Annotated in this window: 10 protein-coding genes; 5 read left to right on the forward strand and 5 right to left on the reverse strand. The window is 41.1% G+C overall.

The window, feature by feature from the left end:
• Window position 1 precedes the first annotated feature (1 nt).
• Window positions 2–2,851 (forward strand): YhgE/Pip family protein, encoded by a 2,850-nt coding sequence (locus ACIQZD_RS21115; protein ID WP_402906264.1) that lies wholly within the window; start codon window positions 2–4, stop codon window positions 2,849–2,851.
• Between the two features lie 46 nt (window positions 2,852–2,897).
• On the opposite strand, the gene ACIQZD_RS21120 is transcribed toward ACIQZD_RS21115, so the two are convergent.
• The 4 genes from ACIQZD_RS21120 to ACIQZD_RS21135 form a co-directional block, all read right to left on the reverse strand.
• Window positions 2,898–3,269 carry an ArsR/SmtB family transcription factor gene (locus ACIQZD_RS21120; RefSeq protein ID WP_402906108.1) on the reverse strand — a complete coding sequence of 124 codons (372 nt, stop codon included), beginning with the start codon at window positions 3,267–3,269 and terminating at the stop codon, window positions 2,898–2,900.
• Window positions 3,270–3,698 (reverse strand): SRPBCC family protein, encoded by a 429-nt coding sequence (locus tag ACIQZD_RS21125; protein ID WP_402906266.1) that lies wholly within the window; start codon window positions 3,696–3,698, stop codon window positions 3,270–3,272. It abuts the gene before it with no gap.
• Window positions 3,699–3,817: 119 nt separating this feature from the next.
• Entirely contained in the window at window positions 3,818–4,261 is a 444-nt protein-coding gene (locus tag ACIQZD_RS21130) for a DUF6376 family protein (RefSeq protein ID WP_402906110.1), read from the reverse strand.
• A 33-nt stretch (window positions 4,262–4,294) separates the two neighbouring features.
• Entirely contained in the window at window positions 4,295–4,900 is a 606-nt protein-coding gene (locus tag ACIQZD_RS21135; RefSeq protein ID WP_402906112.1) for a protein kinase family protein, read from the reverse strand.
• A 587-nt stretch (window positions 4,901–5,487) separates the two neighbouring features.
• Between ACIQZD_RS21135 and ACIQZD_RS21140 the strand changes: the two genes are divergently transcribed.
• Window positions 5,488–8,580 (forward strand): SH3 domain-containing protein, encoded by a 3,093-nt coding sequence (locus ACIQZD_RS21140; protein WP_402906114.1) that lies wholly within the window; start codon window positions 5,488–5,490, stop codon window positions 8,578–8,580.
• A gap of 44 nt (window positions 8,581–8,624) precedes the next feature.
• Here ACIQZD_RS21140 and ACIQZD_RS21145 read toward each other — a convergent pair whose 3' ends face one another.
• Window positions 8,625–9,059 carry an Rrf2 family transcriptional regulator gene (locus ACIQZD_RS21145; RefSeq protein WP_402906116.1) on the reverse strand — a complete coding sequence of 145 codons (435 nt, stop codon included), beginning with the start codon at window positions 9,057–9,059 and terminating at the stop codon, window positions 8,625–8,627.
• A 313-nt stretch (window positions 9,060–9,372) separates the two neighbouring features.
• Here ACIQZD_RS21145 and ACIQZD_RS21150 point away from each other — a divergent pair, with 313 nt between their 5' ends.
• The 3 genes from ACIQZD_RS21150 to ACIQZD_RS21160 all read left to right on the forward strand — a co-directional run bounded on the left by ACIQZD_RS21150 (window position 9,373) and on the right by ACIQZD_RS21160 (window position 11,342).
• The gene (locus ACIQZD_RS21150) at window positions 9,373–10,062 is read left to right on the forward strand and encodes a DsbA family protein (protein ID WP_402906118.1); all 690 of its coding nucleotides are present in this window, start codon (window positions 9,373–9,375) and stop codon (window positions 10,060–10,062) included.
• 2 nt (window positions 10,063–10,064) lie between these two features.
• Complete coding sequence (locus ACIQZD_RS21155; protein ID WP_402906120.1) at window positions 10,065–10,475, forward strand: disulfide oxidoreductase; 411 nt, start codon at window positions 10,065–10,067, stop codon at window positions 10,473–10,475.
• A 225-nt stretch (window positions 10,476–10,700) separates the two neighbouring features.
• The gene (locus ACIQZD_RS21160; RefSeq protein ID WP_402906122.1) at window positions 10,701–11,342 is read left to right on the forward strand and encodes an NAD(P)-dependent oxidoreductase; all 642 of its coding nucleotides are present in this window, start codon (window positions 10,701–10,703) and stop codon (window positions 11,340–11,342) included.
• The last annotated feature ends 122 nt before the right edge of the window (window positions 11,343–11,464 follow it).

The raw sequence follows: 11,464 nt of genomic DNA on the forward strand, positions 1-11,464 counted from the left end.
CATGCTTAAACAAGAATGGAAGCTTTTCCTTACAAATCCAAAACTGGTCGGTGTCGCAATCGTTTTACTGTTCGTCCCGATTATTTATGGGGGGTTATTCCTTAGTTCTGCTTGGAATCCATACGGAAATACAGGCAAATTGCCTGTTGCAGTCGTGAATAAGGATGTGAAGGCGGAATATGAGGGAAAAACCTTAACAGTCGGTAATGAGCTAGTCGAGCAATTAAAGGACAATGATGATTTGGAATGGCATTTCGTAACGGAAAAAGCGGCGAAAAAAGGGTTCGATGATGGTACATATTATATGGTCGTTACCATTCCGGAGGACTTTTCAAAAAATGCTTCTACCGTCATGGATGATAAGCCCCAAAAAATGAATCTGACGTATGATGTGAATCCTGGACGCAGTTTCGTTTCTGAAACGGTCGGGAAACAGGCAACGAATAATTTGAAAACCGAAATTGCCGAAAGTGTCACAAAAGAATATGCGGAAGCGATCTTCTCCCAACTGGATGAAATCGGAGAAGGATTCGGCGATGCGGCAGATGGGGCATCAAAATTGGATGACGGTGCAAAAAAACTGCATGATGGAAACAAAGAAGTGACAGATAATCTGAATAAGTTAGCTTCGAGCACATTAACTTTTAAAGATGGAGCGAATAAACTTCAAATTGGCGTTGGCGAGTTTTTGGAAGGAGCCAACAAGCTTGAAAGTGGAGCATCGGATCTAAATAAGGGAATTTCACAATATACTTCCGGTGTCGGTCAGTTGCAAAAGGGTGCGGACGAACTCGCATCAGGTACAGGCGAATTAACTAGTAATAGTGAAGCACTTATACAAGGTTCTTCCCAACTCTCCACTGGGCTGGCCAAAGTGGTTCCAGGAGCGCAAACTTTAAATACTGGATTGGCACAAGCGCAAACAGGCAGTGCGAATTTGAATGATGGGTTGAATCAATTATCACAAAATGCTAGCCAGCTGACGGACCAATCGACAGGAATTCCAAAATTGGCAGCAGGTCAGCAGAGTTTAAATGAGGGAATCAATAAACTGGCAAAAGGAAGCCAGGCGTTAAATGACGGCCTGAAAAAAATGGATGGCCAATTGCCCGCAGAAGAACAGCTGAATCAGCTTAAGCAAGGACTGACAAGCATTCAAAGCGGTGTAAATCAATTACAAGAAGCGGTTCCCGCAGGGAGCAGCACGTCCGGTACCGTTTCCGGCATTACTGAAGATCTCAATAACAGTCAATCGGCTTTAACGGAACTTCAATCAACGATTGCGAATAATGGTCAGAGCACGATCAATGCCGTTCAAAACACGGAAGCCTTCAAAAGCATGACCAGTGAACAACAATCCGAATTAATCGGAGCGGTTCAAAATGAACTTCAAAGCCAGGCGGAAGCACAAAAACAAATCGCATCGACTCTTGCTGCAAGTGTATCCGACTTATCGACGCAATTAACGGATAAAGTAATGCCTGTATTGAATGGATTAGGCCAGCTTCCGGAACAAGTGGCCAATTTAAATAATGCGGTGAATAAAGTCAATCCAAACGCCGTTTCAGCGTTAAACGGATATACGGCAATAAGGAACGCACTGGAAGAACAATTGATTCCTGGTGCGACCCAATTAAATGGCGGCATGAATGAAGCTGTTGAAGGAAGCAATCAATTAACGGCGGCAACACAAAGTTTAAATGAACGGACACCAGAATTAGTGAAGGGGATCAACCAGTTAGCACAAGGCGGTTCCTCGTTAAATAATGGCCTTTCAAAACTAACTGAGGGATCTGGTCAGTTGGTTGATGGAGTTTCACAACTTCAAACAGGATCATCCTCCTTTGGGTATGGTCTTGAGAAGTACGCATTTGGTGTTAGCCAAGTTGGCGAAGGGGCAAGCAAACTTGCTAATGGGGCCAATCAATTGAATGCCAACTCAGCGGCCTTGAACGAGGGCTCATCAGCACTTGTTAAAGGCACTGAACAATTGGCAAGCAATCTGCCTACTTTGAGCAATGGAGTCATCCAGCTTGCTGATGGCGCAGGTAAGATCAATGAAGGTTCATCAGCACTTGCTGAAGGTTCCGGTAAATTGGGTGATGGAATCTCCTCACTTAAAGATGGAACTGTCGAGCTTTCGGAAAAACTCAGTGATGGTGCAGAAGAAATAAGTGAAAATAAAACAACCGATGATAATTACAGCATGATTGCTGAACCGACACAGGTTAAAGAACAAAAAAGCAGTGACGTGCCGAATTATGGTCATGCACTGGCTCCTTATGTATTGTCTCTCGGGTTATTTGTAGGAGCTATTGCCTTCAATATGGGATTCCCGACAGGCTTGCCTTCTACAAGACCTACATCAGGAGTGGCATGGTGGTTCAGTAAATTTACGGTCCTGTTTATCCAAGCGACGCTTTCTGCATTAGTGTTGGATGCGATCATGATTTGGGGAATGGATTTACAGGTTGAGAACATGGGGCAATTCATTGGGGTATCCATACTGACTTCCCTTACCTTCATGTTCATCGTTACCTTCTTGACCGTAGGATTTGGAAATCCAGGTCGTTTATTGGCGATGATATTCCTTGTATTACAGCTAGGTGCAAGCGGAGGGATGTTCCCTGTGGAACTGACCAATAACTTCTTCAGTCATGTTCACCCGTTCATACCGATGACATACTCTGTCATGGGCTTCCGTCAGGCGATGAGTACGAGCCTTGGAGCGGATGCATTGACAACAAGTATAGTGTTCCTTACTGGATGCATCATTGTCTTTAATCTGCTCCTATTGCTGACGATGGTCATCAAGAAGCGCAAAGTACACAATATTGAGATGGATGCATAAACAAATGAAGAAAACCCCCGGTGCAATGCGCCGGGGGTTTTCTTCATTATGATGGTTCATCCTTGTCCTTTTCTTTTTCGATGACTTTCAATCCATTTTCCCCTGAATTTTCAATCACATGTTTAAGGATGGATAATTTGTTATCCCAGAATTGATCGTAAAAAGAAAGCCACTGTTTCAATTCTGCTAAAGGTTCTGGCTGAAGCCGAAAGCGTTTCTCCCTTCCTACCTTCCGGCCACTGACCAATTCAGCTTCAGAAAGGATATGAAGATGCTTGGCAATCGCCGTACGGCTCATGGAAAAGTGAGAAGTGATTTCTGAAATGGGTAAATCCCCTTCAGCAAGCAATTGCAGGACCTTACGGCGGGTCGGGTCGGCGATAGCCTGAAATACATCATGTTTTTCTGTTGCCGACACTTAGCCCTCAACAGCCTTTTTAAGATTTTGATTAACGATCTGTTCCCAGCCATGATTCATTCTATCGCGAATCACTGAGCTTTTTTCGTTCGGTTTCGGAAGAATCGTTTCAGGCTCTTTCCAACCGCCATGAATAAGGGTGAACTCCGTTTTGCCGTCCAGTTCTTTTAAAATGAAGGAAATGAACCAACCGTCCGTATCCCAACTGAATGAAAGGCGATGAGGAGCATCTAACTCCATTACCTTACAAGGAGATGGACCGAAGGGTGATTGAACATGGAACTCATGTCCCACTTTCGGTTGAAAATCATTTGGCATGAACCATGAAGCTATGCCCTCTGAAGTCGAAACTGTATCCCAAACTTTTTGGATAGGTGCTTCAAGAATAATCGTCTTCTTGATATCCTGTAATGTATTTTCCATACTGATTCTCCTTTTTAAGTGAAAATATGAAACCAATTGGTTTTGCTTTGTTGATTATATAAAACCTTTTGGTTTCATGTCAATAATTTGTTTCAAGCGATTCCTTTTTATTCATTGCAGGATGCTTAATTGCCCAACTCTTCAATTTGTTTTGCCAATCCTGTTATATTATCGATTGATTTCATTATCTCTGAATCTTCTAATGCCTTAGGGTCAATTTGACCATTCTCAATATTATTCAGATATAATTCAATGCCATCTGAAAGCTGTTGATTTGAGCTGACGATCTTCTCATGAATGCCTTCAGCTATTTGTGGTGGTTCAGTTGCATTGAATTCTTCAATCTCCGTTTTCATCAATTCCAGTTCTTTTTCAAGATTTGCTCTGGCTTCGTCATTCGTGACGGCGTCTTGTGACAATGCGGGCACCTCATTGGAAAAATCCTTAACGGTATTTACATACTCCGTCGCATTATCTGCATACTCCAATGATGAATTGACTTCTTCTAAAGCTGAGCATCCGCTTAATGTAAGGATGGACAGTAGAGCAATGGTCATTATTTTTTTCATATGTGCCTCCAATGTGATTTTTTATAGTAAGGATCAGATGGGCAGAAATCTCTTTTTATAAATCGCTGCAATGGAATTCAGTATGAAGCTTGGGATCTTCTTCGGAAAAAATGACTTCGAATAGAAAAGGTGAAAAGCACTTTTCAAGTCGTGCCACTGATTGCAGGATTTCACTTGCTTAAACCTTGCAACGTCAATGATCTTCACCTTTTTTTCAGAAGTGATGAAGATGTTTCGTAAATGGATATCCGAAGGATTCAATCCCTCTTTCCTTGCCAATTGCAGGGCATGGTCTATCTCCGCAATGTTTTCTTCCGTTATCGGGATTCCCAATGTTAAACATTCAAAAAGAGTGTTGCCTTCAATGTGGTCTATGACCAGGTAATTTACCCCCGCATCATATAGGGTTGGATAGTATTCGATGGTTTGGACGGTTTTGTATATTTCAGCTTCAACTTTAGCTGTGTGAGTATGATCCGGGAAAAACACTTTTAGTGCCTTATTGGTGGAATGTATTCGGAATACATATGCGCTTCGGCCTTTTCCGATCAGTGATAAAGATGGGTCGGCATCAAGCAATATATGCTTTTTATCATCGGAAATCTTAACGCTTTGAGCTAATTCATTATAGTTCTGCATACTTTTCACCTCTATTGTGCAATTTTTCGAATCAAAAAAGACGGTATAACCGATTAGTGGTTATACCGTCTTTTAAAAATTAAAAGACCTCACCAAATAATCGGCAAGGTCTTGCAAACAACTAAAATCAGTTGCCAATAAAGCCGAGGATTGAATCCTGTACTGACGACTTTATTGTATAGCTACTCCCCTTAACAGAAGGATTCTTATAAGTTATATACAGTAATTATATAGGTTATTGCATCGATCCGTCAAATATAAGGATTGATGCTTACCCTATATATATATTCGATTTAGGCAGAAAGATGCTCGTCTTATCCTTAATAATTTGAGTGATAAGTAATTATATCAATATACTTTATATTCATCATTTGCTTGTCGCACAAGCTTCATTGCGAATATTTCTATTTAATTACTTAAATGTCTATTAGTTTACTATTATGTTACAATCCGTTTTATCTCCCTATAGATCTAAAGGAATATGATATATTTTAACCGAATAAGCATATTTACCTATGTTATTATACTAATTTTAACCGATATTTAAATAAATGTTAAAAATATAATTCTTTAGTAGGGAGAATGAGATGAAGAAATTAATTATACCAACTTTCTGTTTTGCAGTGTTGTCGACAGTTGCTTTCGAAGAAAAAATATCTGCAGCTCCACTACATGCGGAACAGGCCAATATTGAAGACGTCATGTTTGTACAGGTAAATTCCGGACCGCTCAATATGAGAAAAACCGGGACGGAAGGTGCAAGCATAGTTGCAAAGCTGGCAAATGGCACACAGGTAACGGTGTATTCGGAATCCAAAGGCTGGGCGAAGATCAAAGCCAATGGGAAAGAAGGATATGTCAGTACCAAGTATTTATCGGCAAAAAAGCCAGGGACTTTAACGAAACCTGCAGTAACCATTAAAACGACAACGAAATATGTGAATGTCAATACAGGTTCACTTAATATGCGAAAAAGCGGCAGTGATAGTGCCAGCATAGTCACGAAGCTGACAAGGGGCACACAGGTGACAGTATATTCGGAATCCAAAGGCTGGGTGAAGATCAAAGCCAATGGGAAAGAAGGATATGTCAGTACCAAGTATCTCTCGGCAACGAAGCCTGGAGCGGTAAAAAAAGCTGCGTCGACCGTTAAAACGACAACAAAATATGTGATTGTGAGCACAGGTTCACTCAATATGCGGAAAAGTGGGACAGATAGTGCCAGCTTAGTCGCGAAGCTGACAAGAGGCACACAGGTAACGGTGTATTCGGAATCCAAAGGCTGGGCGAAAATCAAAGCCAATGGAAAAGAAGGATACGTCAGTATCAAATATCTCTCGGCAACGAAGCCTGGAACGGTAACCAAAGCTGCGGCAACGGTTAAAACGACAACAAAATATGTGAATGTGAGTACGGGTTCACTCAATATGCGGAAAAGTGGAAAAGCTACCGCAAGCATTGTTGCCATACTTTCAAAAGGAACGAAAGTGACGGTATATTCGGAATCCAATGGCTGGGCCAAAATCAAAGCCAATGGAAAAGAAGGATATGTGAGCACAAAATATCTGTCTGCTTCAAAGCCAGGATCGGGATCAACGGCAGCCACACCTGCAAAAACGACGACGAAATATGTGAATGTGAGCACGGGTTCACTCAATATGCGAAAAAGTGGAAAAGCTACCGCAAGTATAGTCGCCATACTTTCAAAAGGAACGAAAGTGACGGTGTATTCGGAATCCAATGGATGGGCGAAAGTCAAAGCCAATGGAAAGGACGGATATGTCAGCACCAAATATCTATCTGCTTCAAAGCCAGGATCGGGATCCTCGGCCGTAACGCCTGAAAAAACGACGACGAAATATGTAAACGTAAGCTCTGGAACGCTCAATATGAGAAAAAGCGGATCGGAAAGCGCGAGCATAGTCGCGAAGCTTTCAAAAGGAACGAAAGTGACGGTCCATTCGGAATCAAAAGGTTGGGCCAAGATCAAAGCAAATGGAAAAGACGGGCATGTCAGTGCCAAATATCTATCGATAACGAAACCATCAACGGCCGTAACGCCTGAAAAAATGACGACGAAATATGTAAACGTAAGCTCTGGAACACTCAATATGAGAAAAAGCGGGTCGGAAAGCGCGAGCATAGTCGCAAAGCTGTCAAGAGGAACTGAAGTGACGGTGTATTCGGAATCAAAAGGTTGGGCGAAAATCAAGGTAAATGGGAAGGATGGGTATGTCAGTACTGACTATCTTTCGACGACAAAGCCTGGAATGGAATCCAAACCATCCATACCTGAAAAAACGACAACGAAATATGTAAATGTCAGCACGGGTTCACTGAATATGCGGAATAAGCCGTCAGAAAGTGCTTCTGTCATTGTGAAATTGGCAAGGGGTGTAGAGGTAGAAGTCATCTCGGAATCAAATGGCTGGTCTAAAGTTAAAGCGTATGGCGGGGAGGGTTATGTCAATACGCAATATCTATCAGCAACGAAGCCTGGTCCTTTACCGGGGCTGAATCCAGACGAAGAAGGAAACACGTCAGTTAAATATGTAAATGTGAATGATGGCTCCAGTCTGAATATGCGATCTGCTGCATCAGCTTCCGCTTCAATTATAGCCAAGCTTGTAAACAATACGGCCGTAACGGTTTATTCAGAGTCTAATGGTTGGTCAAGAGTCACGGCCAATGGAAAAACCGGATATGTCAGTACGCAATATTTAACGGCCAAAGCACCGGAAGGCCCGGGTAGTTCGAATGGATCGATAATCAGGATCGATAAAGAGTATAATCTTACGATGGAAAAGATGGTTGAAATTCAAATGGCCGTAAATGGTCAAACGGATAAAAAGTATAAAACCTACATACGTGAAGATGGATTAACTTTGATCAATTCAACAAAAGGTACGGTTAAAGGAACCGGATGGCGTGTCAGGGGCGGAGCTGGTTCTAATTATTGGGTAGTCGGTCCTGTCAGCAATAATCAATCATTGAATATTAAATCGAAAGTAAAGGGCTCTGATGGATACTATTGGTATGAGGTGGACTATAACAAGACATGGGTAAATGCCAGTCCGGAAGATATAGAATATAATCTTAACCCAAATAATTTTGTGAATGATCCAGTCAATTCATTCCAATTCGTCAAGCTTTCCCAAGTCACCAACATGAACGTTTCAGAAGTTAATAATAGAATCCTTTCAGGTAAAGGGATTTTACAAGGCCAAGCTGCAACCTTCACTGCAGCAGGGGAAAAATATGGGGTCAATGAAATCTACCTGATATCACATGCTTTGCTGGAGACCGGGAATGGAACATCACCGTTAGCGACTGGCGTAAAGGTGAACGGGAAAACGGTCTATAATATGTATGGAGTGGGAGCATTTGACGGAACGGCGCTAAGCAGCGGCGCTCAATACGCCTATAATGCAGGCTGGTTCACTCCGGAAGCGGCCATCATAGGCGGTGCTGAATTCATCGCCAAAGGATATATCTCCGCTGGACAGGACACGCTTTACAAAATGAGATGGAATCCTACAGCTGCAGAGAAATATGGATATGCTTCACACCAGTATGCCACTGATATTGGCTGGGCAACAAAACAAGTGAAACAGATTTATAATTTGTATAGTTTACTAGATTCCTATAAATTGACGATTGAAGTTCCTAAGTATAAATAATAAAACAGGAAAAAACACATGAGTCCGACTCATGTGTTTTTTTGCTAATTAGTTTTATCCTTTTCCAGAATACCCCTGACGACATCCTCGATCGTCACCACTCCCAATGCCTTTTCCAAGGCAAGTTCAGCAACTGAAAAGATAGGCTCTATTGTATCTTGTATATTTCTTCCAACAGTACATGCTGGATTAGGATTTTCATGGATTCCAAATAATTCTTTATCGGAGACAACGTTGACAGCCTGATAAACATCGAGCAAAGTGATATCCGATAAATCCTTGGCCAATGTCGCTCCGGCGATACCCGGCCGAACATTCACTAAACCAGCATTCTTCAGCATGCCGGTGATTTTTCTGATTAAGGCTGGGTTGGTGTTTACACTTTTTGCTATAAAATCAGAAGTGTTAACGCCTTCTTTGTTTATTTCTAAAAGAGATAATATATGGATTCCTACGGAAAAGCGGGTACTGATGGACATCTCTTTTTTCTCTCCTTTAAAATCTCTATTCTTATATAGTATAAATTATTTAACATGTAATTCAAGTGGTTACAAGTTATAATGGCCTGCAAGAATAATATTTATCCATTAACCGTTTCCTTGTCAAGTCACGCCGTTTCTGCAAAGGCGAAAATAAAAGGTATGTGTAATTGACAAACCAACATGGTGAAACTTATATTATAACGTGTAAATGAATCAGTTACAGGTGAGAGGTGCAGGAAGGGGGAACTGAAATCGGCCGCTATGGCTGGATAAGGAATATCGACACAACTACAAGTGATGGAGGTATATGATGGCTAATAAAAAAAAGGGTAATCAAAAACAATCTTCTGCATTCACGTTTTGGATCATCGGGTTAATCGCTGTAATCATTATTGGCTTTATATTTTTGGCAAATGGAAAGGACGAAGATACAGCCGTTAATGAAATCGATTATAAAGCACAGCCTTATTTGGGAGAAAAATCTGCTCCTGTCCAAATAGTGGAATTTGGGGATTATAAATGTCCAGTCTGTAAGACATTCGAGGAGCAATTCTTTCCTTCTATACAAAGTGAATTGATTGATACAGGAAAAGCGCAATTTTATTTCATGAATTATTCGTTCATTAACGTCGATTCAACCAGATCCGCTAAATTCGCGGAAAGTGTTTATCAGGAATTAGGTAATGATACCTTTTGGAAATTTCATGAGCTTTTGTACGATAAGCAGCCAGCTGACCTGAAATATGAAAAGGAAGATGTCTTTACAGACAAATTCTTAGAAGAAACATTGAAAGAAATCGCAAATGACAAAGATGTGAAAAAGGTCGTTACCTCTTTTAAAGACGAAAAGTCCGAGGACCAATGGAACAAGGATATGGAGCTGGCAGACGAATTGGGCGTTACTGGAACTCCTTCCTTATTTGTCAATGGCAAGAAGTTTGAAGGAAATACAATCGATGATTTAGTGAAAATGGTTGATGATGCAGCGAAGGAGAAATAGTGATGAACAAGCCTTTATTATTTTCTTGGATCCTGTCCATCATCGCCACTGCTGGAAGTCTCTACTTTAGTGAGATTCTCCATTATGTACCCTGTACCTTTTGTTGGTATCAAAGGATCTTGATGTACCCGCTCGTTATCTTATTGGGCCGGGCCTTTTATGAACAGGACCTGAAAATCTATCGATACATCCTCCCATTATCGATTTTGGGCATGTTGGTGTCAGGGTATCACTATAGTCTGCAAAAAATTCCAGCACTACAGCATTTCGAAATGTGCCAAAGCGGTGTTCCCTGCTCAGGTGAGTATATAAATTGGCTAGGATTCATCACGATCCCGTTTTTGGCCTTTATCGCCTTTACTCTCATCACAATCTGCATGGCACTGCTAATGAAAAAGAAAAAAAGCATGTAATTAAGCGGCGCACCATTCTAAAAGGAATGGTGCTTTTTTATATATATCGACGAAAAATAGGATATATCTCCGAAAATTGCAATATATCGACGAAAATCCGGATATATCTCCGAAACTCCCCAAAATAATAATGTTGACAAGATGCATCCTGTAACTTATATTATTACATGTAATCAGTTAAGTTACAATTAAAATTTCTAAAACAATATATAGGAGGAATTTAATATGAAAATCGGTATTATTGGTGCGAGCGGAAAAGCTGGAAGTCTGATTTTAAAGGAAGCATTGACTAGGGGAAATGAAGTTACGGCCATTGTCAGGGATGAAGCCAAAGTCCAAATTCAAGGAGCATCCGTACTGGAAAAAGACGTATTCGATCTGAAAGCAGAGGATATTAAAGAATTCGATGTGGTAGTGAATGCCTTTGGCGCTGCTCAAGGGAAAGAACATCTGCATATCGATGCAGGAAAAATCCTGATTGACGCAATGAAAGGGGCGCCTCAAACTAGACTGATCGTTGTTGGCGGAGCTGGAAGCCTTTTCGTTGACGAGGCAAAAACGATCCGTGTACTGGATACGCCTGAGTTCCCTAAAGAATACTTTGCAACAGCCTTTAATCAATCCAAGAACCTTGGAGATCTGCAAAATGCGACTGGGATCCAATGGACGTTCATCAGTCCTTCCGCCTTCTTTGATCCGCAAGGAAATAGAACAGGAGGGTATAAACTGGGTAAAGATAACCTTCTTGTAAACTCAAAGGGTGAAAGCTATGTAAGTTATGCCGATTTTGCCCTTGCTGTACTTGATGAAATTGAAATTCCAAAGCACATCAACCAACGCTTTACCGTTGTTGCAGAAACTGAATAATTAAGTGGACGTCGCTCCTTGTGGTGACGTCCATTTTTTGCAGATAATATAGCAAGAAAGTCCTATAGAGGCTTTTTTTTATTAATTTTTATTGTTAGATTTTGGTAGAATCATCTAGATTT

Source organism: Peribacillus sp. NPDC096447, from assembly GCF_044762725.1.
GTDB lineage: Bacteria > Bacillota > Bacilli > Bacillales > DSM-1321 > Peribacillus.

What these genes read in the sequence shown, in the direction of transcription:
- ACIQZD_RS21135 (WP_402906112.1), bottom strand. Translation starts at nt 4,900, where the DNA reads ATGCAGAACTATAATGAATTAGCTCAAAGCGTTAAGATTTCCGATGAT.
- ACIQZD_RS21145 (WP_402906116.1), bottom strand. Translation starts at nt 9,059, where the DNA reads ATGTCCATCAGTACCCGCTTTTCCGTAGGAATCCATATATTATCTCTT.
- ACIQZD_RS21150 (WP_402906118.1), top strand. Translation starts at nt 9,373, where the DNA reads ATGGCTAATAAAAAAAAGGGTAATCAAAAACAATCTTCTGCATTCACG.
- ACIQZD_RS21130 (WP_402906110.1), bottom strand. Translation starts at nt 4,261, where the DNA reads ATGAAAAAAATAATGACCATTGCTCTACTGTCCATCCTTACATTAAGC.
- ACIQZD_RS21140 (WP_402906114.1), top strand. Translation starts at nt 5,488, where the DNA reads ATGAAGAAATTAATTATACCAACTTTCTGTTTTGCAGTGTTGTCGACA.
- ACIQZD_RS21160 (WP_402906122.1), top strand. Translation starts at nt 10,701, where the DNA reads ATGAAAATCGGTATTATTGGTGCGAGCGGAAAAGCTGGAAGTCTGATT.
- ACIQZD_RS21115 (WP_402906264.1), top strand. Translation starts at nt 2, where the DNA reads ATGCTTAAACAAGAATGGAAGCTTTTCCTTACAAATCCAAAACTGGTC.
- ACIQZD_RS21155 (WP_402906120.1), top strand. Translation starts at nt 10,065, where the DNA reads ATGAACAAGCCTTTATTATTTTCTTGGATCCTGTCCATCATCGCCACT.